The organism is Mycolicibacterium lutetiense (assembly GCF_017876775.1).
GTDB lineage: Bacteria > Actinomycetota > Actinomycetes > Mycobacteriales > Mycobacteriaceae > Mycobacterium > Mycobacterium lutetiense.
The window spans coordinates 589,055-611,237 of sequence record NZ_JAGIOP010000001.1 but is presented as its reverse complement, the minus strand read 5'-3'; the positions used below and the strand labels follow the sequence as shown (position 1 = coordinate 611,237).

At 66.9% G+C, this 22,183-nt stretch carries 19 protein-coding genes and 1 pseudogene; 12 read left to right on the top strand and 8 right to left on the bottom strand.

Going from position 1 to position 22,183, the window contains the following annotated elements:
• Positions 1–118: 118 nt before the first annotated feature.
• Together JOF57_RS03040 and JOF57_RS03035 are read right to left on the bottom strand one after the other, a co-directional pair.
• Positions 119–466 (bottom strand): VOC family protein, encoded by a 348-nt coding sequence (locus JOF57_RS03040; RefSeq protein WP_209913510.1) that lies wholly within the window; start codon positions 464–466, stop codon positions 119–121.
• Positions 457–1,863 carry an acyl-CoA synthetase gene (locus JOF57_RS03035; RefSeq protein WP_209913508.1) on the bottom strand — a complete coding sequence of 469 codons (1,407 nt, stop codon included), beginning with the start codon at positions 1,861–1,863 and terminating at the stop codon, positions 457–459. Before JOF57_RS03035 ends, JOF57_RS03040 begins: the two co-directional genes overlap by 10 nt.
• A gap of 78 nt (positions 1,864–1,941) precedes the next feature.
• Here JOF57_RS03035 and JOF57_RS03030 point away from each other — a divergent pair.
• From JOF57_RS03030 to JOF57_RS03020, 3 genes and pseudogenes are all read left to right on the top strand, one after another.
• A pseudogene (locus tag JOF57_RS03030) lies at positions 1,942–2,415 on the top strand (DUF309 domain-containing protein); the annotation flags it as partial.
• On the top strand, positions 2,410–2,967 hold the full coding sequence (locus tag JOF57_RS03025; RefSeq protein WP_209915752.1) for an NUDIX domain-containing protein: 558 nt from the start codon (positions 2,410–2,412) through the stop codon (positions 2,965–2,967). The pseudogene JOF57_RS03030 and the gene JOF57_RS03025, both read left to right, overlap by 6 nt.
• Before the next feature lie 34 nt (positions 2,968–3,001).
• Positions 3,002–4,033: an isopenicillin N synthase family dioxygenase gene (locus JOF57_RS03020; RefSeq protein WP_209913506.1), complete on the top strand. Its 1,032-nt coding sequence runs from the start codon at positions 3,002–3,004 to the stop codon at positions 4,031–4,033.
• Between the two features lie 9 nt (positions 4,034–4,042).
• On the opposite strand, the gene JOF57_RS03015 is transcribed toward JOF57_RS03020, so the two are convergent.
• Together JOF57_RS03015 and pruA are read right to left on the bottom strand one after the other, a co-directional pair.
• Positions 4,043–5,002 carry a proline dehydrogenase family protein gene (locus tag JOF57_RS03015; protein ID WP_209913504.1) on the bottom strand — a complete coding sequence of 320 codons (960 nt, stop codon included), beginning with the start codon at positions 5,000–5,002 and terminating at the stop codon, positions 4,043–4,045.
• Position 5,003: 1 nt separating this feature from the next.
• Positions 5,004–6,632: an L-glutamate gamma-semialdehyde dehydrogenase gene (gene pruA / locus JOF57_RS03010; protein WP_209913502.1), complete on the bottom strand. Its 1,629-nt coding sequence runs from the start codon at positions 6,630–6,632 to the stop codon at positions 5,004–5,006.
• 83 nt (positions 6,633–6,715) lie between these two features.
• On the opposite strand from pruA, the gene JOF57_RS03005 reads away from it, so the two are divergent.
• From JOF57_RS03005 to JOF57_RS02990, 4 genes are all read left to right on the top strand, one after another.
• Entirely contained in the window at positions 6,716–8,287 is a 1,572-nt protein-coding gene (locus JOF57_RS03005; RefSeq protein ID WP_209913490.1) for a helix-turn-helix domain-containing protein, read from the top strand.
• Positions 8,288–8,381: 94 nt separating this feature from the next.
• Complete coding sequence (locus JOF57_RS03000) at positions 8,382–9,878, top strand: carotenoid oxygenase family protein (protein WP_209913489.1); 1,497 nt, start codon at positions 8,382–8,384, stop codon at positions 9,876–9,878.
• Positions 9,879–9,887: 9 nt separating this feature from the next.
• On the top strand, positions 9,888–11,102 hold the full coding sequence (locus tag JOF57_RS02995; protein WP_234937694.1) for a sensor histidine kinase: 1,215 nt from the start codon (positions 9,888–9,890) through the stop codon (positions 11,100–11,102).
• Positions 11,099–11,716, top strand: coding sequence for a response regulator (locus JOF57_RS02990; protein ID WP_209913487.1), 618 nt, complete (start codon positions 11,099–11,101; stop codon positions 11,714–11,716). Before JOF57_RS02995 ends, JOF57_RS02990 begins: the two co-directional genes overlap by 4 nt.
• Positions 11,717–11,789: 73 nt before the next feature.
• Here the strand turns inward: JOF57_RS02990 and dapC are convergent, their stop codons facing one another.
• Positions 11,790–12,890, bottom strand: coding sequence for a succinyldiaminopimelate transaminase (dapC, locus tag JOF57_RS02985; protein WP_209913485.1), 1,101 nt, complete (start codon positions 12,888–12,890; stop codon positions 11,790–11,792).
• 29 nt (positions 12,891–12,919) lie between these two features.
• Positions 12,920–13,243 (bottom strand): ferredoxin, encoded by a 324-nt coding sequence (gene fdxA / locus JOF57_RS02980; RefSeq protein ID WP_163668537.1) that lies wholly within the window; start codon positions 13,241–13,243, stop codon positions 12,920–12,922.
• Positions 13,244–13,504: 261 nt separating this feature from the next.
• On the opposite strand from fdxA (JOF57_RS02980), the gene JOF57_RS02975 reads away from it, so the two are divergent.
• From JOF57_RS02975 to JOF57_RS02960, 4 genes are all read left to right on the top strand, one after another.
• Positions 13,505–15,541, top strand: a complete 2,037-nt coding sequence (locus JOF57_RS02975) for an FAD-dependent oxidoreductase (protein WP_209913483.1) — start codon at positions 13,505–13,507, stop codon at positions 15,539–15,541.
• Positions 15,542–15,674: 133 nt separating this feature from the next.
• Positions 15,675–18,008, top strand: coding sequence for a nitric-oxide reductase large subunit (locus JOF57_RS02970; protein ID WP_209913481.1), 2,334 nt, complete (start codon positions 15,675–15,677; stop codon positions 18,006–18,008).
• Positions 18,005–18,631 (top strand): hypothetical protein, encoded by a 627-nt coding sequence (locus JOF57_RS02965; protein WP_209913479.1) that lies wholly within the window; start codon positions 18,005–18,007, stop codon positions 18,629–18,631. Before JOF57_RS02970 ends, JOF57_RS02965 begins: the two co-directional genes overlap by 4 nt.
• A complete protein-coding gene (locus JOF57_RS02960) occupies positions 18,628–19,431 on the top strand; it encodes a slipin family protein (protein ID WP_209913477.1) in 804 nt (267 codons plus the stop codon). The genes JOF57_RS02965 and JOF57_RS02960 overlap by 4 nt, the downstream gene beginning before the upstream one ends.
• A 7-nt stretch (positions 19,432–19,438) precedes the next feature.
• Here JOF57_RS02960 and JOF57_RS02955 read toward each other — a convergent pair whose 3' ends face one another.
• Positions 19,439–20,062 (bottom strand): helix-turn-helix transcriptional regulator, encoded by a 624-nt coding sequence (locus JOF57_RS02955; RefSeq protein ID WP_209913475.1) that lies wholly within the window; start codon positions 20,060–20,062, stop codon positions 19,439–19,441.
• The gene (fdxA, locus tag JOF57_RS02950) at positions 20,059–20,403 is read right to left on the bottom strand and encodes a ferredoxin (RefSeq protein ID WP_209913473.1); all 345 of its coding nucleotides are present in this window, start codon (positions 20,401–20,403) and stop codon (positions 20,059–20,061) included. Before fdxA (JOF57_RS02950) ends, JOF57_RS02955 begins: the two co-directional genes overlap by 4 nt.
• 47 nt (positions 20,404–20,450) lie before the next feature.
• Here fdxA (JOF57_RS02950) and ctaD point away from each other — a divergent pair, with 47 nt between their 5' ends.
• Positions 20,451–22,148, top strand: coding sequence for an aa3-type cytochrome oxidase subunit I (gene ctaD / locus JOF57_RS02945; protein ID WP_209913471.1), 1,698 nt, complete (start codon positions 20,451–20,453; stop codon positions 22,146–22,148).
• Positions 22,149–22,183: the final 35 nt, after the last annotated feature.

Below are 22,183 nucleotides of genomic sequence, written 5' to 3'. Positions count from 1 at the left end.
ACGACCTCGACTTCAGCCAGAGGCGGCGACGTGCTCAGCGAACCGATCTGCCGTTACCGATCGGCAGACCAACTCACGACCTGTGTATGTCTCACGATACGCCGCAGAGGCGCGGGGCCTACTCGGCGGCGAGCACGCAGAATTCGTTGCCCTCGGGGTCGGCAAGCACCACCCACGACTGCTCGCCCTGGCCGATGTCGATGTGGCGGGCACCGAGGCCGATCAGCCGGTCCACCTCGGTCTGCTGGTCGTCCGGCGTGAAGTCCAGATGCAGACGGTTCTTGACGACCTTGCCCTCGGGCACCGCCAGGAACAACCAGGCGGGCCCGGCACCGGGCGGCGGGGTGAGCACCACGTCGCCGTCGGCGTCGGTGTGAACGGGCCACCCGAGCGCCTTCGACCACCACGACCCCAGCGCCTCGGGGTCGTTCGCATCGATGCAGAGCTCGGAGAACCTCAGTCCCATTGGGCCAGTTCCTTTTTCATCACCTTGCCCATGGCGTTGCGGGGCAGGCTGTCTACCAACCGGACTTCGCGGGGCCGTTTGTGTGCTGAAAGTTGTTGGGCGACAAATTCGATGAGAGCATCCGGGGCGGCATTGCCGACAACGAACGCGACGATGCGCTGCCCGAGATCCTCGTCGGGCACCCCGACCACCGCCACCTCGTCCACCCCGTCGTGACCCAGCAGCGCGGTCTCGATCTCACCGGCGCCGATGCGGTATCCGCCGGACTTGATCAGGTCCACCGACTCGCGCCCGACGATGCGGTGCATCCCGTCGGCGTCGATCACCGCGACGTCGCCGGTGCGGTACCAGCCGTCGGGATCGAAGGCGTCAGCGGTCGCCTCGGGCCGATTGAGGTAGCCGCCGAACACCATGGGGCCCTTGATCTGTAGCCGCCCGATGGTCTCGCCGTCGTGCGGCACCGGTGCGCCGTCGTCGTCGACGAGCCTCGTCTGCACCCCGGCCAGCGGCAGCCCGACCCAGCCGGGCCTGCGCTCGCCGTCGACCCGGGTGGAAAGGGTGATCAGCGATTCGGTGCTGCCGTAGCGCTCCACCGGGGCATGCCCGGTCAGCCGGACCAACTCGTCGAACACCGGCACCGGCAGTGGTGCGCTGCCGGAGACCAGCAGCCGCGCGGTGGACAGCGCCAGCGCCGAGTCCAGATCCTTGACCACGCGCGACCACACGGTGGGCACCCCGAAGTACAGCGTGCCCTGTGCCTGCGCGTATGCGTCCGGTGTCGGTGTTCCGGTGTGTACGAATCGGTTTCCGATCCGCAGCGAGCCGAGCAGGCCCAGCACCAGGCCGTGCACGTGGAACAAGGGCAGCCCGTGCACCAGGGTGTCGGCGGCAGTCCACTGCCACGCCGCGGCCAGCGCGTCGATGTCGTCGGCGATGGCCTGCCGGCTGATCGGCACGCCCTTGGGCGCTCCGGTGGTGCCGGAGGTGTACATGATGATCGCGGTCGAATTCGGTGCCGGCTCTTGATAGCGGTGCCAGGACCGGGCGTGCAGCCGCACCGGGATGTGCGGCAACCCCTCGGTCTCCTCGGGCCGCTCCCCCAGCCAGGCCTGCGCGCCGGAGTCCGCGAGGATGTGCCGCCGCTCCGCCGTGCCGACATCGGCGGGTACCGGGACCACCGGCACGCCGGCGATCAGGCACCCGATGATCGCAAGGACGGTCGTCGGGGTCGGGGTCGCCAGGACGGCGACGCGTTGCGCCACGGCCACCCGTTCTGCCACCGAGGTGGCGGCGCCGACGAGATCACTGCGGCTCAGAACGGCACCGTCGATGGAAACGGCGTCGTCGAGTTCGGCGCCGGCGGCGACGGCCGCGGGGTTCAGGGAGGCCAGCAACACCCTTGTGAGGCTACCGGCGTGCCGTCCGGCGGTCCCACGCACTCGACAGGATGCGAAGTTGGCGCGAGGCTGGTGCCCATGGGCACAGCTGCACGCGACCGCGACGACTCCGGCCGGCCCCGCAGCACTCGCCCACGTGACCCACTCGGTCGACCGTTGCCGTACGGCAGTGAGGGTGTCGCACGGATTCCCGACGACCTGCACCTCCCCCCGGAGGAAACCCTGGTCTACGCCCAGGATCTCCTCGACCGAGGTCAGGCGTTCAGCGCGCACGAAGTGCTCGAAGCGGCGTGGAAGAACGGCCCGGAACACGAACGTGCGCTCTGGCAGGGATTGGCGCAACTGGCCGTGGGCCTCACTCATGTGCAGCGCGGCAACCGGCCTGGTGCCGCGGCACTGCTGAGACGTGCGTCGGGGCGGCTTGCCCTCGTCGACCAACCGGCACCGTACGGCGTCGACGCGGTGCGTCTGGCCGACGTCGCCGCCACCCTCGCCGACGACATCGAGAACGCCGAAGACATCGCGCCGACGCGGTTACACACCCGCCTGACGGCCGCCATCCGGCAGACCGCGACGCGCGAGGTGTACCGGAACAACTGGTTGACGCTGCGCGAGGACGAGATCGTCCGGCCCGACGGCAGCACCGGTATCTATGCCGTGGTGGACAAATCGACCTACGCCCTGGTGATTCCGTACGACCCCGATCAGGATCGGTTTCACCTCGTCGAACAGTTCCGTTACCCGCTGGGGCTGCGACGCTGGGAGTTCCCGCAGGGCACCGCCCCCGAACCGGTCGACCTCGACCCGATTGCCTTGGCGCACCGCGAGCTTCGCGAGGAGACCGGGCTGCGCGCCGAACGCATGGAACGCCTCGGCCAACTCGATGTGGCGGCCGGGATGAGCAGCCAGCGCGGCTGGGTGTTCCTGGCGACGGGCCTCACCGAAGGTGAGCACGAACGCGAGCACGAGGAACAGGACATGCACAGCGCGTGGTTCTCCCGCGCCGAGGTTGAGCGGTTGATCCGCGACGGTGAGATCACCGACGCCCAGTCGCTGGCCGCGCTGACTTTTCTGCTGTTGCGCGAGAGCGGAATTCAGCGTTGACATCAACTTAGGTTGAGGTTCTAGCGTCGAGCGGGTGAGCCAACCAGAGGTGATAGTCGACCAAGTCGTGCTGCGAGACGGCTTCGTCCCATTGATCGATATCAGCAGCGCGCGAAACGGCGACAGGCGCCAACGTCAGGCGGTGGCCGATGCCATCGGCCGGTGCTGCGAGACCAGTGGATTTCTCCTGCTCGCCGGGCACGGGGTACCCGACGCGGTGATCGACGATGTCAATCGCACGCTGCGCGAGTTCTTCTCGCTGCCGCAGGCAGTCAAGGAGCAGCTGAGGGCGGATCCCGCTGATCCGCTGGCCCGCGGGTTCAGCAGCGCAGGCAATCTCGCGGCAACCAACGACGGAGCCGACGCCGCGGCCGAACACGAAGCACCTGACCAGGTCGAGAAATTCGTGCACTTCCCGCTGGGGAATCCAGAGGGGGTCGACGGGCCCGGATGGATCGACGAACGCGTGTTCGTCGCCGAAAGGTGGCCCGAGGTGCCGGGATTCCGCACGGCCTACCAACGCTATTACGACGAGATGACGTCGCTGGCGACCGAGCTGGTGCGGTTGTTCGCCTTGGCCCTGGGCCTGCGTGAAGACTGGTTCGACACCTTGATCGACCGGCACAATTCCAACCTGATGGCCAACCACTACCCGGCCGACGATCAGCCGGCAGGCCACATCCGGCTGAGCCGGCACAGCGACTGGGGCAACCTCACGATCCTGCTGCAGGACGAATCCCAGAGCGGGCTGCAGGTTCTCAATGATCGCGGCGAGTGGCTCGACGTGCCGGTGATTCCGGGCTCGTTCGTCATCAACATCGGTGACCTGTTGGCCCGGTGGACCAACGACCGGTGGGTCAGCACGGTGCACCGCGTCGTGAGCACCGGAGCACCGACCGCGGAGCGGTTCAGTCTCCCGTTCTTCCACCAGCCCAACTTCGACGCCGTGATCGAGTGCATCCCCACCTGTGCGACCGCCGACAACCCACCGCGGTATGAGCCGGTGGTGTCGGGGCCGTATCTGCTCAACAAGTTCAAGGTCGCCTACGACCTGAGCCCCGGCTGAGGTTGGGGCTCAGTGGCGCTCGGCCAGGGCCCGCAGGAAGAACATCAGGTTGGCCGGGCGCTCGGCCAACCGTCGCACGAAGTAGCCGTACCACTCGTTGCCGAACGGGACGTACACCCGCACATGGTTGCCCGCATCGGCCAGCCGGCGCTGTTCCGCATCGCGGATGTTGTAGAGCATCTGATATTCGAAACCGTCCACACCGCGGCCGAATTCCTCGACCAGTGCCGACACCGCCTCAATGATCACCGGGTCGTGTGAGGCCACCATCGGGTAGCCCGATCCGGCCATGAGCACGCGCAGACACCGCAGGTAGGAGTCGGTGACCTCGTCGGCGTCACGGTAGGCCACCGACGCGGGTTCGTCGTAGGCGCCCTTGCACAGCCTGATCCGGGCTCCCGCCTCGGCGAACTCGCGGCAATCGGCCTCGGTGCGGTGCAGGTAGGCCTGCAGAACCGTGCCCAGCCAGTCGAATTCGGTACGCAGGTCGCGCACGATAGAGAGGGTCGAGTCGGTGGTGGTGTGGTCCTCGGCGTCCACGGTCACCCAGGCCCCTACCTCGCGGGCCTTGGCGCAGATGGTGTGTGCGTTCTCGTAGGCGATCTTCTTGCCGTCGCGGGGCAGCGCCTGGCCCAGCGCCGAGAGCTTGAGCGACACTTCGAGCGGTCGCACTGTCGCATCGACGTCGCCGCGGCCGGTCAACCCTTCGAGCAGAGCCAGGTACGCCTGCACGGTGCGTTCGGCGTCCTCGTTACTCGTGGTGTCTTCGCCGAGGTAGTCGACGGTGACGAAACGGCCCGAATCACGCAGCGCGCCAACGGTGTCAAGCGCATCGGGCACGGTCTCCCCCGCGACGAAGCGGTCGACCACCTTGCGGGTGATCGGGAGACGTTCGGCCGTGTGACGTAGCCGCGGCGAGTGCGATGCGGCCAGGATGGCGGGGCGGGCAACCCGCTGAAACACTCCCATCTCAGGGCTCCATGTGCGGGTAGGTGTGGCCGGTGGGCGGCACGAACGTCTCCTTGATGGAGCGGGCCGAGGTCCAGCGCAACAAGTTCAGCGCCGAGCCGGCCTTGTCGTTGGTCCCCGAGGCTCGCGATCCGCCGAACGGCTGCTGACCGACGACCGCGCCGGTCGGCTTGTCGTTGACGTAGAAGTTGCCTGCCGCATTCCGTAACCGGTCTTGGGCCGTGAGCACTGCGGCGCGATCGTCGGCGATCACGGCGCCGGTCAGGGCGTAGCGGGCGCCGGTGTCGACGACGTCGAGGATCCGCTCGTAGTCCGCGTCCGGGTAGACGTGCACGGCCAGGATCGGGCCGAAGTACTCGGTGGCGAAGGCCTCGTCGGTCGGGTCGTCAGAGAGCAGGACCGTCGGCCGCACGAAATAGCCTTCGCTGTCGTCGTATTCGCCGCCGGCCGCGATGGTGACGCCTGCGGCGCCTTTGGCCCGCTCGATCGCCGCGACGTTCTTGGCGAAGGCGCGTTCGTCGATCACCGCGCCGCCGTAATTGGTCAGATCGGTGATGTCGCCGTATTTGAGGTCCGAGGTGGCGGACAGGAAGTCGTCACCCATCTGGTGCCACACCGAACGCGGGATGAAGGCCCGCGACGCTGCGGAGCATTTCTGCCCCTGGTAGTCGAAGGCACCGCGAATCAGGGCGGTGCGCAGCACATCCGGGCGGGCCGAGGAGTGCGCGACGACGAAGTCCTTGCCGCCGGTCTCGCCGACCAGCCGCGGATAGGTGCGGTAGCGGTCGATGTTCGTGCCGACCTCACGCCACAGGTGCTGGAAGGTGGCGGTGGATCCGGTGAAGTGGATGCCGGCCAGTCGTGGATCTGCCAGTGCCACATCGGAGACCGCGATCCCGTCGCCGGTCACCAGGTTGATCACCCCGGGGGGCAGACCGGCGGCCTCGAGCAACTGCATGGTCAGGTAGGCCGCGAAGGTCTGGGTGGGTGACGGTTTCCACACCACGGTGTTGCCCATCAGCGCGGGCGCGGTGGGCAGGTTGCCGGCGATCGCGGTGAAGTTGAACGGCGTGATGGCGTAGACGAAGCCTTCGAGCGGCCGGTGGTCGGTGCGGTTCCAGACACCGGGGCTGCTGACGGGCTGCTGCGCCAGGATCTGGCGGGCGAACTCGACGTTGAATCGCCAGAAGTCGATCAGCTCGCAGGGGGCGTCGATCTCGGCCTGGTAGGCGGTCTTGGACTGGCCGAGCATGGTGGCCGCGGCGATCTTCGCCCGCCACGGTCCGGACAGCAGGTCGGCCGCGCGCAGGAACACCGCGGCGCGTTCGTCGAACGGCATCCGAGCCCAGTCGGTCTTGGCGGCCAGGGCGGCGTCGATGGCCGCACTGGCGTCGGCGTGTTCGGCATTGGTCAGGGTGCCCAGCTTCGCGCTGTGGCGATGGGGTTGCACGACGTCGATGCGCGCGCCGCCGCCCATCGTGTGCTTGCCGCCGATGACGTGCGGCAGGTCGATCGGGGCACCGGCAAGCTCGCCGAGCGCAGTGGTGAGCCGGGCGCGTTCCCCCGAGCCCGGCGCGTAGTCGTGAACCGGCTCGTTGGCCGGCGAGGGCACGTCGGTGATGGCATCCATGAGTCAAGAATCCCCGACGTGACCCACGTAACACTTGTCTGATTCGACAAGTCTTACCCCACTCCTCAGTAGAATCGGACAACATGCCCACTACCGGTGTCAGCCTGGGCCAACTGCTGTTGGCGCTGGATGCCACGCTGGTCCAGCTGATCCAGGCGCCACGGGGGCTGGACCTGCCGGTGGCCTCGGCCGCACTGATCGATTCCGACGATGTGCGCCTGGGCCTGGCTCCGTCCGCGGGGGCCGCCGACGTGTTCTTCCTGCTCGGAGTCTCCGAGAACGACGCGCTGCGCTGGGTCGAACAGCAGAGTGTGCGCCGCGCGCCGGCCGCGATCTTCATCAAGGAACCGTCGGCGGCGGTGGTCAGCCATGCGGTGGCGGCCGGCACCGCGGTGGTTGCCGTGGATCCGCGGGCCCGCTGGGAACGGCTCTACAGGTTGGTCAATCACGTCTTCGAGCACCACGGCGACGGCGCGCTGCACGATTCGGGCACCGACCTGTTCGGTCTGGCGCAGTCCGTGGCCGAACGCACGCACGGCATGGTCAGCATCGAGGACGCCCAGTCACACGTGCTGGCCTATTCGGCCTCCAGCGACGAGGCCGACGAGTTGCGGCGGTTGTCGATCCTCGGCCGGGCCGGGCCACCGGAGCATCTGGCCTGGATTGCGCAATGGGGCATCTTCGATGCGCTGCGCTCCCGACCGGAGGCGGTGCGGGTGGCCGAGCGCCCCGAACTGGCGTTGCGCCCACGGCTGGCGATCGGCATCTTCGCCCCCGCGGTCGACGAGCGCCGGGCCCCGGCGTTCGTCGGCACGATCTGGGTGCAGCAGGGCAGCCGCCCGTTCGCCGATGACGCCGAGGAGGTACTGCGCGGCGCCGCGGTACTGGCCGCGCGCATCATGGCCCGGCTGGCGGCGGCTCCGTCGACGCATGCCGTGCGGGTGCAGGAACTGCTGGGGCTGGGCGAGGCCGACGCTCCGGTCGAGGTGGAGTTGATCGCCCGGGAACTCGGGGTGGCCGCCGATGGCCGGGCCGCGGTGATCGGGTTCGACAGCAGCGCCGGAGGTACCCGGTTGGCCGATGTTCTGGCGTTGAGCGCCAGCGCTTTTCGCCATGACGCACAGATGGCGTCGGCGGGGTCCCGCGTCTACGTGTTGTTCCCCAGCACCGGCAAGGCGGTGACCTCGTGGGTGCGCGGCACAGTGGCTGCGCTGCGGGCCGAGTTGGGGCTCCAACTGCACGCTGTCGTCGCCGGCCCGGTGGCCGGTCTGTCCGGCGCTGCCGGTGCCCGCGCCGACGTGGATCGCGTACTCGACACCGCCGAGCGCCATCCCGGAACACTGGCCGCGGTCACCTCACTCGCCGAGGCACGCACCACGGTGCTGCTCGACGAGATCATCACCGCGATCGCCGCCGACGAGCGACTGGTCGATCCGCGGGTACGGACGCTGCGCGCCGACGAGCCGGTGCTCGCCGACACCCTCGGCGTGTACCTGGACTGCTTCGGCGATGTCGCCGCGGCCGCGCAGCATCTGCACGTTCACCCCAACACGGTGCGGTACCGGATCCGCCGGGTCGAGCAGCTGTTGGCCACCTCGCTCAACGATGCCGATGTCCGGCTGCTGCTCGCGTTGAGCCTGCGTGCCACGGCGTGATGCCCCTCAAAGTGACTTGTCAACCATTCGGTTGACAGAACGAATCATCCGGGAAGTCGTCGCGCGGAGGTGTCCAGAGGGGCACCGTAGGGGTATGACCACCGCGGCGATTCAGCAGGAATCCGAACATCCGTTTCTGAGCGGGAACTTTGCGCCGGTGCACGATGAGGTCACGATCACCGACCTCAAGGTCACCGGGACGATTCCGGACTATCTCGACGGGCGCTATCTGCGCACCGGGCCCAACCCGCTGCGGGCTCCCGACCCGCAGCGCCACCACTGGTTCCTGGGCGACGGTATGGCGCACGGGATCCGCCTGCGCGACGGCGCGGCAACCTGGTACCGCAACCGCTGGGTGCGCTCGGCCTCGGTAGCCCGCCAGCTCGGTGAGACGTGGGCCGGCGGCGCACACGCGGGAGGATTCGATTTCCCGGCCAACACCAACATCATCGGTCACGCCGGCAAGACCCTGGTGATCACCGAGGCCGGTGCGCGGCCCTATGAGCTCACCGAGGAACTCGACACGGTGGGCCCGTCCGATTTCTGCGGCACGCTGTTCGGCGGTTTCACCGCGCATCCCAAGCATGACCCGAAAACCGGTGAACTACATGCGGTTTCATACAATCCAATGCGCGGTAACCTGGTGCGCTATACCGTGACCGGGCTCGATGGCAGGGTTCGTCGCGCAGTCGACATCGCCTTGCCGGCGCAGACGATGATGCACGATTTCACCCTCACCGAGAAGTACGTCGTGCTCTACGACCTGCCGGTACTGCTGGACCTGTCGAAGATGGTCAAGAGTGCACCGGCTCAGGCCGCGGCGCGGCTACTGACCAGGTTCGTGGCCCGGCACGCGGCACCGGACTTCGTGTTGCGCGCGGCGATGCGCGGATCGGAACGTGCCGCACTGCCGACAACGGGGATGCCTTACCGGTGGGCGCCCGAGCACGGCGGCCGGGTGGGGGTGCTGCCGCGGGAGGGTTCGGCCGCCGATGTCCGCTGGTTCGACGTGCCGCCGTGCTACGTGTTCCACGCCCTCAACGGCTACGAGCAGACCGGGCCCGACGGCGAGCAGATCGTACTCGACGTGGTCCGCCACCCCGAGGTCTTCACCACCGGAGACCAGCTGTTCACCGACTCGATCACGCTGGACCGGTGGACAATTGACCTTCACACCGGCCAGGTACGTCAGGAGCGACTCCATGACGACGCCCAGGAGTTCCCCCGTATCGACGACCGTCTCGTCGGCCGACAGCACCGGTACGGCTATACCGTCAGCCTCCCATCGGAACCGGACGCGGCACCGACGGTCATCCTGCGCCACGATCTGCGGGACGCCACCACCGAACGCATCGGCTTCGGGGCCGGGCGCGAACCCGGCGAATTCGTCTTCGTCCCGTCCGGGCCGGACGCCGACGAGAACGACGGCGTGGTGATGGGATTCGTCTACGACCGCGCCGAGAACCGCAGCGACCTGGTACTGCTGGACGCGCAGACCCTGGCACCCGTTGCCACCGTGCATATTCCGGTCCGGGTGCCGCACGGCTTCCACGGCAATTGGGTGGCCGCCGAAGGCGCGTCCGACCGCTAGCATCGGCAGATGACCGAAACCGGTCCGCCCACCATGTCGAGGCCCGCCACCGGTGAGCCGACTGACTGGCATTGGATGTGGGAGACCTACGTCTGTGGGCTGTGTATCGCGGCGATCGTCGCGGTGGTGCTGCTGCAGCGCACGTTCGGCGGCAACGTGCCGCTGGCCTGCGGCGCACTCGTCGCGATGGTTGTGATTGTTCTGATGTTCGGGCGCAACGTGATTCATGGTGCCGACCCGATCACCGGCCCGGTCCGGCCACGGGCGGCGGCGTTCGTGGCGGTGATGATCGGTCTGTGGCTGATCGCGCTGCTGGCCGCGGCGCCGGCCGTCGCCGCGATTCCGGCGCTCTACCCGCTCATCTTCGCCGCGCTGCCGCTGGCGGCGGCCTTGACGCTGACCTTCCTGGTCACCCTGGCACCGTTGGCCCTCGCCGTGGCCATTCACGGGCTGGGGTGGCCGAGCCTGCCGCCCGTGGCGGCGGTGACGTTGGTCGGGGCGGTGGCGGCCCCGATCATCGGCACCACGATCATGACGACACTGCGCCAGCGGCAGAAGCTGGCCGAGACGGTCGCCGAGTTGGCGGCCAGCCGGGCGCAGACCGCTCAGCTGTCACGGGAGGCCGGGGTGGCCGCCGAGCGGGAACGCCTGGCCCGGGAGATTCACGACACCCTGGCTCAGGGTTTCACCAGCATCGTGGCGCTCGCGCAGGCGGTGCAGGCGGAGAGTCACACCGACCCGGCCGCCGCTGCGCGGCACGTGGAGCTGATCCGCAGCACCGCACGGGACAACCTCGCCGAGGCCCGCACGATGGTGACCCGGTTGACGCCGGCCGCGTTGGAGGCAGGCTCGCTGCCCGCCGCGCTGCGCCGCCAGTGCGAACGCCTGGCCGCCGAAACGGGGATCACCGTCGACGTAGAGATCGACGACGACCTACCGCAGCTCGGCATGGCCGCCGATGTGGTGTTGCTGCGCAGTGCACAGGAGGCTATGGCGAACGTGCGCAGGCATTCACAGGCCGGCGCACTCCTGGTTCGGCTGGGTCCCGCACCGGAGGGGGTACAACTTTCCTTGTCCGACAACGGCGTCGGCCTACAGCCCGATCACGTCGACGGATTTGGCCTGCGCGGTATACAGGCCCGGCTGGATCAGGTCGGGGGCACCCTGACGCTGTCGGTGCCCGACGGCGGCGGTGTGCGGGTCGTCGTGGCGGTGCCGGTATGACAACCGTCCTGCTGGTCGATGACCATCCGGTGGTCCGCGAGGGGCTCCGCGGCATGATCGACGTCGAGGACGACCTGACCGTGATCGGGGAGGCCGGCTCCGGGTCCGAGGCGATCGTGCTGGCCCACACGCTGCGGCCCGACGTCATCCTGATGGATCTGCGGATGCCCGGCATCGACGGTGTCACCGCCACTGCGCAGATTCTGGCCGACAATCCGTCGACCCACATCGTCGTCGTCACGACCTACGAAAGTGACACCGACATCCTGCGCGCCGTCGAGGCCGGGGCGACGGGTTATCTGCTCAAGGATGCATCCCGTGCCGAACTCGCCCGTGCTGTGCGCGACGCGGCGCGCGGCAAGACGGTGCTGGCCCCCGGGGTTGCCGACCGGCTGGTGAACGCGGTCCGGGCGCCGTCGGTGACGCTGTCGACGCGTGAAGCGGAGGTGCTGGCTTTGGTGTCCACCGGTGCCACCAACGCCGACATCGGCCGCGCCCTGCACATCAGCGAGGCCACGGTGAAGACGCATCTGCTGCGGGCGTTCCACAAACTCGGGGTGTCCGATCGCACGGCGGCGGTCACCACAGCGATGTCGCTGGGATTGCTCGGCTGACGCTTCCCTCGCGAGCAGACACAAAACTGCCTATTTCGCGCTGAAAATGGGCAGTTTTGTGTCTGCTCGGCGGTTAGGCCAGGCGCTGGACGGCCGCGGCGATGCGTTCGTCGGTTGTGGTCAGCGCGACCCGCACAAACTGCGCCCCGGCCGGACCGTAGAACTCCCCCGGCGCGACGAGGATCCCGCGCTCGGCCAACCACCGGACGGTGTCGCGGCAGGGCTCGCCGCGGGTAGCCCACAGGTACAGGCCGGCTTCGGAGTGTTCGACGGTGAACCCGGCCGCCCGGAGAGCGGGCAGCAGAACCGAACGACGCTTCGCGTACCGCTCGCGTTGTACGGCTTCGTGTTCGTCGTCGTCGAGGGCGGCGACCATCGCGGCTTGCACCGGCGTCGGCACCATCATCCCGGCATGCTTGCGGACCGCGAGCAGTTCGGCGACCACGGCGGGATCACCGGCGACGAAGCCCGCGCGGTAGCCGGCCAGCGAGGAGGTCTTGGACAACGAGTGCACGGCCAGCAGTCCGGTGTGGTCACCGTCGCAGACCGACGGATGCAGGACGCTGAGCGGCTCGGCTTCCCAGCTGAGCCCCAGATAGCACTCATCGGAAGCGATGAGTACGCCGCGGTCGCGGGCCCAGGACACCACCTTGCGCAGGTGATCCACCGGGAGCACCTTCCCGGTGGGATTGCTGGGCGAGTTGAGATAGATCAGCGCGGGACGCTGCGGACCCAGCTGGGTCAGCGAATCGGCGCGCAGCACCTGCGCCCCGGCCAGCAGTGCGCCGACCTCGTAGGTCGGGTAAGCCAGCTCGGGGACCACGACGGCATCGCCGGGGCCGATCGCCAGCAGCGTCGGCAGCCAGGCGATCAGCTCCTTGGTGCCGATCACCGGCAGCACCGCATCGGGCGCCAGGCCGGTGATGCCGTACCGGCGTTGCAGTGCCGCTTCGGCCGACGCGCGGAGGGCCGGGGTACCGGCCGTCGTCGGATAACCGGGGGCGGAACTGGCGGCGGCCAGCGCGTCCCGGATCACCGGCGCGACCGGATCTACCGGTGTGCCTACCGAAAGGTCGACGATTCCGTCGGGGTGCGAACGAGCCAGAGCAGTGACGTCAGCCAGGGTGTCCCAGGGGAACTCTGGCAGTGCCGCCGAACGACGCTGTCGCACCACGTCAGTCTCGAAGCCGGATCCGACTGTGATCAGTCCTCGGCCTTGGCCGGCAGATCCTTGATCACCTGCGGATCGTTGTCGGTTTGGCCGACCTTGGAGGCGCCGCCGGGCGAACCCAGCTCGTTGAAGAAGTCCGCGTTGACCTGCGTGTAGCTACCCCACTGGTCCGGCACGTCATCTTCGTAGTAGATGGCCTCGACCGGGCAGACCGGTTCGCACGCGCCGCAATCCACACACTCGTCGGGGTGGATGTACAGCATGCGGGCACCCTCGTAGATGCAGTCGACAGGGCACTCCTCGATACATGCCTTGTCTTTGACGTCGACGCAGGGTTCGGCAATGACGTACGTCACTGATGTCTCTCCTGTCCAGTGGGCTGCTGGGCTCGGTGGTAGCGACTCTGTTGAGTTCGAGGTCACAGTATCCGTTGCCGATACCTGGACGCTCGTCTCAGTGTGTCCTAACTTCACGCGACATCCGTTCCGGGTGGCGCGTGGTAAGTGATACTAGTCGTCGCAGATACACCGCGGCCAGTCGCCCGACCGTTTACTTCAACTCGGCTCAACTCAGTCAATTAGTTGCATAGGACCGTCGGTCCCACCTACTGTGCGGATATGGGGTTGACCTATCCGCACCTTTTGTCGCCGTTGGACCTCGGCTTCACCACGCTGCGCAACCGCGTGGTGATGGGCTCGATGCACACCGGCCTCGAAGACCGCGCCGGTGACACCGCGAAACTGGCCGAATACTTCGCCGAGCGCGCCCGCGGCGGCGTCGGGCTGATCATCACCGGTGGTTATGCACCGAACAAGACCGGTTGGCTGCTGCCGTTCGCCTCACAATTGGTGTCCGCCACCGAAGCGCGGCGTCACCGCCGGATCACCGGCGCCGTGCACGAGGCCGACGGCAAGATCCTGCTGCAGATCCTGCACGCCGGACGCTATGCGTATCACCCACTTTCGGTGAGTGCATCGTCGATCAAGGCCCCGATCAACCCGTTCAAGCCGCGACGACTGCATGATGTCCAAGGCACCATCGACGATTTCGTGCGCTGTGCGCTGCTGGCCCGCGAGGCCGGTTACGACGGCGTCGAGATCATGGGCAGCGAGGGCTATCTGCTCAACCAGTTCCTGGCACCGCGCACCAACAAGCGGACCGACGCATGGGGCGGGACAGCCGAGAAACGCCGCCGCTTCCCGGTCGAGATCGTGCGACAGGTCCGTGAGGCGGTGGGCCCCGACTTCATCATCTGCTACCGCCTGTCGATGGCTGACTACGTCGAGGACGGTCAGACCTGGGAGGAAACCGTCGCTCTCGCAACGGAAGTCGAGGCCGCCGGAGCGACGATCCTCAACTCGGGCTTCGGCTGGCACGAGGCCCGAGTACCCACGATCGTCACCTCGGTACCCAACAGTGCGTTCGTCGACATCAGCAGTGCCATGGCCGAGCACGTCTCCATCCCGGTGGTGGCATCCAACCGGATCAACATGCCGCAGACCGCCGAACAGATCCTGGCCGACACCCATGTCCAGTTGATCTCGATGGCACGGCCACTGCTCAGCGATCCGGACTGGGTACTCAAGGCCGCCGAGGAGCGTGCCGACGAGATCAACACCTGCATCGCCTGCAATCAGGCCTGCCTCGACCATGCCTTTGTGCACAAGAAGGTTTCGTGTCTGCTCAACCCCAGGGCCGGGCGGGAGACGACACTGGTGCTCAGGCCGACACGTCGGGCCCGATCCGTGGCCGTCGTGGGGGCCGGACCGGCCGGGTTGGCCACCGCGGTCAGCGCCGCCCAGCGCGGCCACCGGGTGACGCTGTTCGAGGCGGGGTCGGCGATCGGTGGCCAATTCGACCTGGCCAGAAGGATTCCCGGCAAGGAAGAGTTCAACGAGACCATCAGGTACTACACGACGATGCTCGACAAGTTCGAGGTCGACGTGCGACTGGAGGTTCGGGCCGGAGTCGACGACCTGACCGGCTTCGACGACGTGGTGCTCGCCAGCGGGGTGACGCCGCGACTTCCCGCCATTCCCGGAATCGATCATCCGAAGGTTCTCACCTACGCCCAGGCCATCACCGGTGCGCCCGTGGGCAAGTCGGTGGCAGTGATCGGCGCGGGCGGGATCGGCTTTGATGTCGGCGAATTCCTGACGACTTCGCCGGCGGAGCCGGCAGACGGCCAGAGGTCACCACAACACCTCAAGGAGTGGAAGGCCGAATGGGGCGTGGCCGACCCCCAGGAGGCCCGCGGCGCGCTCACCACTGCACTGCCCGCCCCGGCCGTTCGCGAGGTGTATCTACTGCAGCGCACCAAGGGACCGCAGGGCCGCAACCTCGGCAAGACCAGCGGCTGGGTGCATCGAGCCTCACTGAAAGCCAAAGGGGTGCATCAGCTTTCCGGGGTGAACTACGAGCGCATCGACGACGAGGGTCTGCACATCAGCTTCGGATCCGACCACAGCGACCCTCGGCTACTCCCGGTCGACAGCGTGGTGATCTGCGCCGGGCAGGAATCGGTGCGTGATCTCGAAGAGGACCTACGACGCAACGGTATCGAGCCCCACATCATCGGGGGCGCTGCAGTGGCAGCCGAACTGGACGCGAAGCGAGCCATCAAACAGGGCACGGAGTTGGCCGCTCAGCTGTAGCGCTGCATTCGGTTTCACTGAAATTTTCTCGATATCCCGAATTCACTAATGGATATCGGTATTTTGACGGCATTGGCCATTCCGCATGTGCGGGTCCAGTCCGCTCGCACACAGCTGTGGGGGGAGTCCACGCATGGCGATCGATCCAGGTCAGGCCGTCCCATCCCGGCAAGCCGATCAGCCCTCGGCCCAGCCCTTGATCGGACGAGGATGGTTCCAGGGCGTCGCCCTCGTGATGATCTTCGGATTCTTCGTGATGGGGCTGCTGGCCTATCGCACGTACACGGCCTCGATGCCGATGCCCCAGAAGGTCGTCACGCAATCCGGTGACGTGCTGTTCACCGGCGACGACATCACCCGCGGCCAGGAGCTCTTCCAGGCCCGCGGACTAATGGAGTACGGCTCGATCGTGGGCCACGGCGCCTACCTCGGGCCCGACTACACCGCCGACTATCTGCGCCGGGCAACAGAGGACGTCGCCGCCCAGTTGCGGGCCGAGGGCATGGGCGACACCCATGACGCCGTCGTCGACGAATTCCGCACCAACCGCTACGACGCGGCGACCGGCACCTTGGTGTTCACCGACCACCAGGCCAGCGCCTTCGACCGGATCTCGAAGCACTACGCGGGATTCTTCGGTGAGAGCACCACCAAGAACGGTCTGCTGGCCAATCTCATCACCGATCCGGCCGAGATCCACGACCTGACGGCGTTCTTCGCCTGGACGGCCTGGGCTGCGGCGGCCGAGCGCCCCGGCCACAACTACAGCTACACCAACAACTGGCCGGCCGAGCCGCGGGTCGACAACGGGCCCACCGCCCAACTGATCGTCTGGTCCACGCTCTCACTGATCATGCTGCTCGGCGGCACCGGCATCATGTTCGCGATCTACGGTCGCTGGAGCCAGAAGATCGGCTGGCACAGCTCCGAGGCGCCGGCCCTGTCGTTCCGTCAGCCCGGCGAGGTGGCGCTCACCCCCGCCCAACGCTCGGCGATCTGGTTCTTCGCCATCGTCTCGGTCCTGTTCCTGGCGCAGGCATTACTGGGCGGCGCCGTCCAGCACTACCGTGCCGAACTGTCCAACTTCTTCGGCTTCGACCTGGCCGCCATCCTGCCCTACAACCTGGCCCGCACCTGGCACCTGCAGCTGGCCCTGCTCTGGCCGGCGGCCGCCTTCCTGGCCGGTGGCATCTTCCTGGCACCGTTCATCGCCCGGCGCGAACCCAAACGCCAGCAGTGGCTCTCCTACGGCCTGCTCGGCGCCATCGTCATCGTGGTGGTGGGATCGCTTGTCTCCGAGGCATTGTCGATCTACGGCGTCATCCCCTCCGGTTCGATGCTCTCACAGCAGTGGGAGTATCTCGACCTGCCGCGACTGTGGCAGATCTTCCTGGTCGTCGGGCTGTTCCTGTGGATCGTCCTGATCTGGCGCGCGATGCGGTCGCGGCTCAAGGACGAGTCCAAGATGAACATGCCGTGGGTGTTCTTCTTCTCCGGCCTGGCGATTCCCATGTTCTACGCGGTCGGCCTACTCGCCGGCAGCGACACCCATCTGACAGTCGCGGACTTCTGGCGATTCTGGGTGGTGCACCTGTGGGTCGAAGATTTCCTCGAGTTGTTCACCACCGTGATGGTGGCCTACATCTTCGTGATGCTGGGCGTCGTCAGCCAGCGCATCGCCCTGGGCGTGATCTTCCTCGACATCATCTTGTACTCGGCCGGCGGCGTCATCGGCACCATGCACCACCTGTACTTCTCCGGCACCCCGGTCGAACACATGGCGCTCGGCGCGTTCTTCTCGGCTGCCGAGGTCATCCCACTGACCTTCCTCACCGTCGAGGCGTGGGCGTTCCTCCAATTGGGTTCCCGACAATCGTCGGGGGATTCCAAGCCGTTCCCCCATCGTTGGGCGGTGATGTTCCTGGTCGCCGTGGGCTTCTGGAACTTCGTGGGGGCCGGGATCTTTGGCTTCCTGATCAATCTGCCGATCGTGTCGTACTACCAGATCGGCACGGCACTGACCGCCAACCATGCGCACGCCGCGATGATGGGTGTGTACGGCATGCTGGCGGTCGGGTTGGCGATGTTCGCCTACCGCTACGTGATCCCCGCCGATAAGTGGCCCGAGAAGTGGGCGCGGGTTTCGTTCTGGTGCCTCAACATCGGCCTGGCGTGGATGGTGTTCGCCAGCTTGCTACCGCTGGGCATCATGCAGCTGTATCACTCGGTCAACGACGGCTACTTCGAGGCCCGCTCACTGGGCTACCTCACCGAACCCGGCAACGCGGTGATGGAGTGGCTGCGCATGCCCGGTGACGTCATCTTCATCGGCGGCGGGATCCTGCCCTTCGTCTGGATGTCCTGGCAGGCGTTGCGGCACTTCCGCTCCGGCCCCACCTCGCTCGAGCTGCCTGAGCACCCGCTCTACACCGAGCTGTCCGCCACACCCGCCCCGGGGGCGCGATGAGCCCTCCGAGCACCGCGGTATGGCTGATGGCGGGGTACGCCCTGGCACTGGTCGCGGTGGCCTGGGGATTCGACGTGATGGCGCGGCGCGCCTCGATGCGTGCGGCCCGTTGGCGCACTGGACAATTCACCTACCATGCCGATCACGATGCCTGGTTGTGCCCGCAGGACCAGTGGTTGTGGCCCACGTCCTTCGATCCGGCCAACCGGGTGATGCGTTACCGGGCCAAGCCGTCGGTCTGCAACAACTGCCTGGCGAAGTCCACCTGCACCAGCTCCGAGCACGGCCGCGAGATCAGTCGGGAAGTCGACCCGTGGCCGTATTCGGAGGCCGGACAGTTTCACCGCGGGATCGCCTGCGTGGTGGCCGCATTGGCGCTCATCATGGTGGCGGCGATGGCGATCGGCGAACACGGCGCCGGTGACGTGGTGGTGCTGACGGTGACGGCGGTGGTGATCATCGTCGCCGGCGTGCCATTGGCCCGCCACCTGTGGGCCAGCCCTGCCAACGCGCCCGCGCACCTGCCGCACCGCACGGGCCAGGAGGACATCACCGCAGTTACCGCCGACCGGTTCACCACCCGGTGGGGTGGGGGCTGGGCAGACCGGAAGGAGAAGAAGTGAGCGGATTGTGGCTGTTCCTCGCCGCGGCGGGGGTGATCGTGTTGATCGCGCTGGCCTACTTCTCGTTGAAGGTGCTGCGTGAGTACGAGCGCGGCGTGGTGTTCCGGATGGGGCGCGCCCGTCCGCTGTACGGGCCGGGCCTGGTGGCGCTGGTGCCGCTGGCCGACCGGATGGTGCGTGTCGATCAGCGGGTAGTGACGCTGACCATCCCGCCACAGGAAGTGATCACCCGCGACAATGTGCCGGCGCGGGTGAACGCCGTGGTGATGTTTCAGGTGACCGATCCGCTGAAAGCCATCATGGCGGTAGAGAACTACGCGGTGGCGACCTCACAGATCGCCCAGACCAGGCTGCGGTCGCTACTCGGTCGGGCCGACCTGGACACGCTGCTGGCGCACCGCGAGGATCTGAACGTGGATCTGCGCGGGATCATCGAAACCCAGAGCACCCAGTGGGGTGTCGAGGTGCGTGTGGTCGAGATCAAAGATGTGGAGATCCCCGAGTCCATGCAGCGGGCGATGGCCCGTGAGGCCGAGGCCGAACGCGAACGCCGCGCCAAGGTGATCAACGCCCGCGGTGAGCTGCAGGCCTCCGAGGAGCTGAGCCAGGCCGCCGAAACCCTGTCGAAGAATCCCGCCTCGCTTCAGCTCAGGTACCTGCAGACACTGCTTGAGCTTGGTGCCGACCAGAATTCGACGGTGGTGTTCCCGCTGCCGGTCGACATCATCACACCGTTCTTGAAGAACCCCGCCAGTCTCGGTGAGGCACTGGCCAATGGGTTGGCCAAGCATCGGGACTAGTCGCTGTTCAGCGGCTGAGTTGCGCGACGCACCGGTCGGATTCGACAAACGGGCGTAAGCCGTCGACCGTGACCGGCGCATCCCAGGCTGTCATCGCCCCCTGCATCAGGCCCAGGTGCACCGGGCAGATGATGTCCGGCCGTATCCGCGCAATTTCCAGAAACGGACAGTGCCGCAACGCGATTTCGGTGCCTGCGGCGTCGGGTTCGGGGGCGAAACCGAGGTCGTCGAGCAGGTCCACCAACTTCTCGACCGGTGTTCGGTCGGCCGGGTCGGATCGTTCGGCCGCCAACCGCGCACCCATCCTGCGCCCCGCTGCGCTGGTAGCCGCACCGGGTGCCGCTTCAACGCCGACCGATTCGGCCAATGCCTCGGCGAGCAGCCGGTAGTGCCGCGGGCCGCCGGGGTCCATGCCGCCAACCGCGGCGAACAGCTGGGGCGGGCGCCCCGGCTTGTCGCGGGCGCCGGTGACCCGGCGGACCTGTTCCTGCTCGAGGAGGGCATCGAGGTGGAAGCGCACGGTGTTGGCGTGCACATCGAGTTGTTCCGCGATGGCCGCGATGCTCATCGGCGTATCAGCGTCGCGCAACACCGCCAGGACGTCGCGGCGTCGCCCACGGGGCGCGTTCATGACGGTTGCGGCGGTAGGCCCGCCACCAGCGGTGCGTCCGCAGCCACCGGCCCCAATTTGGCTGCCCCGCCGGGCGAGCCCAACGGCCCGTCCTGTCCTGGCATCGTCTCGGAGAAGAACGCGGCGTTGTCGTCCTTGTACGCCTCGAACTCGTCCGGGAGGTCGTCCTCGTAATAGATGGCCTCGACCGGGCAGACCGGTTCGCAGGCGCCGCAGTCCACACACTCGTCGGGATGGATGTAGAGCGCGCGCGCACCCTCGTAGATGCAGTCGACCGGACATTCCTCGACGCACGCGCGATCCTTCACATCCACACAGGGCTTGCCGATCACGTATGTCATAGCCCATAGTTTATACAAGATTTGTTTGTACAAACTGGAGCAATGCGATGACGGCACACACAACCTCATCAATCAGCACCGAGCTCACCGGCACGCGGCCATTCCCGCCGCGTCTGGGGCCACGCGGAACTCTGGTCTACAAGCTCATCACGACCACCGATCACAAGACGATCGGGATCATGTACATGGTCGCGTGCTACGTGTTCTTCTTCACCGGCGGATTGATGGCGCTGTTCATCCGCACCGAACTCGCCGAACCGGGGTTGCAGTTTCTGTCCACCGAGCAGTACAACCAACTGTTCACCATGCACGGCACCGTGATGCTGCTGTTCTACGCCACCCCGATCGTGTTCGGATTCGCCAACCTGGTTCTGCCCCTGCAGATCGGCGCGCCCGACGTAGCGTTCCCGAGGCTGAATGCCCTGTCGTTCTGGCTGTTCGTGTTCGGTGCAACCATCGCCCTTGCCGGGTTCATCACCCCCGGTGGCGCTGCAGACTTCGGTTGGACCGCCTATGCCCCACTGAGCAATGCCATCCACTCCCCCGGCGCCGGCGGTGACCTGTGGATCCTGGGCCTGGCCGTGGCCGGTCTCGGCACCATCCTCGGAGCCGTCAACATGATCACCACCGTGGTGTGCATGCGCGCGCCGGGCATGGTGATGTTCCGGATGCCGATCTTCACCTGGAACATCCTCGTCACCAGCGTTCTGGTGCTGATGGTGTTCCCGCTGTTGACCGCCGCACTGTTCGGCCTGGCCGCCGATCGTCACCTCGGCGCCCACATCTACGACCCCGCCAACGGCGGAGCCATCCTGTGGCAGCACCTGTTCTGGTTCTTCGGCCACCCCGAGGTCTACGTGGTGGCGTTGCCGTTCTTCGGCATCGTCACCGAGATCATCCCGGTGTTCTCCCGCAAGCCACTGTTCGGCTACGTCACGCTGATCTACGCGACGATCAGCATCGGCGCCCTGTCGATGGCGGTCTGGGCACACCACATGTTCGCAACGGGAGCCGTGCTGCTGCCGTTCTTTTCCCTGATGTCATATTTCATCGCGGTGCCCACCGGCATCAAATTCTTCAACTGGATCGGCACAATGTGGAAGGGACAGTTGACGTTTGAAACACCGATGCTGTTCTCGGTGGGCTTCATGGTCACGTTCCTGCTCGGCGGACTATCCGGTGTCATGCTGGCCAGCCCACCGATCGATTTCCACGTCACCGACACCTACTTCCTGGTCGCACACTTCCACTACGTGCTGTTCGGCACCATCGTGTTCGCCTCGTTCGGCGGGGTGTACTTCTGGTTCCCGAAGATGACCGGCCGGTTGCTCGACGAGCGCCTGGGCAAGATCCATTTCTGGTTGACGTTCATCGGTTTTCACACCACATTCCTGGTGCAGCACTGGCTGGGTAACGAGGGCATGCCGCGCCGCTATGCCGACTATCTGCCGGCGGACGGTTTCACCACACTCAACGTCGTTTCGAGCATCGGCGCCTTCACCCTGGGCGTTTCGATGCTGCCGTTCGTGTGGAACGTGTTCAAGAGTTGGCGCTACGGCGAACCGGTGACGGTCGACGACCCGTGGGGCTACGGAAACTCGTTGGAGTGGGCCACCAGTTGCCCACCCCCTCGGCACAACTTCACCGAGCTTCCCCGGATCCGTTCCGAGCGACCGGCCTTCGAGTTGCACTACCCGCACATGGCCGAGCGGATGCGCGCCGAGTCGCACGTCGGTCGGCATTGATAACGCGCGCCGTCAGCGACGCGCGTCATCGGGGG

What these genes read in the sequence shown, in the direction of transcription:
- JOF57_RS03040 (WP_209913510.1), bottom strand. Translation starts at nt 466, where the DNA reads ATGGGACTGAGGTTCTCCGAGCTCTGCATCGATGCGAACGACCCCGAG.
- JOF57_RS03015 (WP_209913504.1), bottom strand. Translation starts at nt 5,002, where the DNA reads ATGGGAGTGTTTCAGCGGGTTGCCCGCCCCGCCATCCTGGCCGCATCG.
- pruA (WP_209913502.1), bottom strand. Translation starts at nt 6,632, where the DNA reads ATGGATGCCATCACCGACGTGCCCTCGCCGGCCAACGAGCCGGTTCAC.
- JOF57_RS03005 (WP_209913490.1), top strand. Translation starts at nt 6,716, where the DNA reads ATGCCCACTACCGGTGTCAGCCTGGGCCAACTGCTGTTGGCGCTGGAT.
- JOF57_RS03000 (WP_209913489.1), top strand. Translation starts at nt 8,382, where the DNA reads ATGACCACCGCGGCGATTCAGCAGGAATCCGAACATCCGTTTCTGAGC.
- JOF57_RS02995 (WP_234937694.1), top strand. Translation starts at nt 9,888, where the DNA reads ATGACCGAAACCGGTCCGCCCACCATGTCGAGGCCCGCCACCGGTGAG.
- JOF57_RS02990 (WP_209913487.1), top strand. Translation starts at nt 11,099, where the DNA reads ATGACAACCGTCCTGCTGGTCGATGACCATCCGGTGGTCCGCGAGGGG.
- JOF57_RS02975 (WP_209913483.1), top strand. Translation starts at nt 13,505, where the DNA reads ATGGGGTTGACCTATCCGCACCTTTTGTCGCCGTTGGACCTCGGCTTC.
- JOF57_RS02970 (WP_209913481.1), top strand. Translation starts at nt 15,675, where the DNA reads ATGGCGATCGATCCAGGTCAGGCCGTCCCATCCCGGCAAGCCGATCAG.
- JOF57_RS02965 (WP_209913479.1), top strand. Translation starts at nt 18,005, where the DNA reads ATGAGCCCTCCGAGCACCGCGGTATGGCTGATGGCGGGGTACGCCCTG.
- JOF57_RS02955 (WP_209913475.1), bottom strand. Translation starts at nt 20,062, where the DNA reads ATGAACGCGCCCCGTGGGCGACGCCGCGACGTCCTGGCGGTGTTGCGC.
- fdxA (WP_209913473.1), bottom strand. Translation starts at nt 20,403, where the DNA reads ATGACATACGTGATCGGCAAGCCCTGTGTGGATGTGAAGGATCGCGCG.
- ctaD (WP_209913471.1), top strand. Translation starts at nt 20,451, where the DNA reads ATGACGGCACACACAACCTCATCAATCAGCACCGAGCTCACCGGCACG.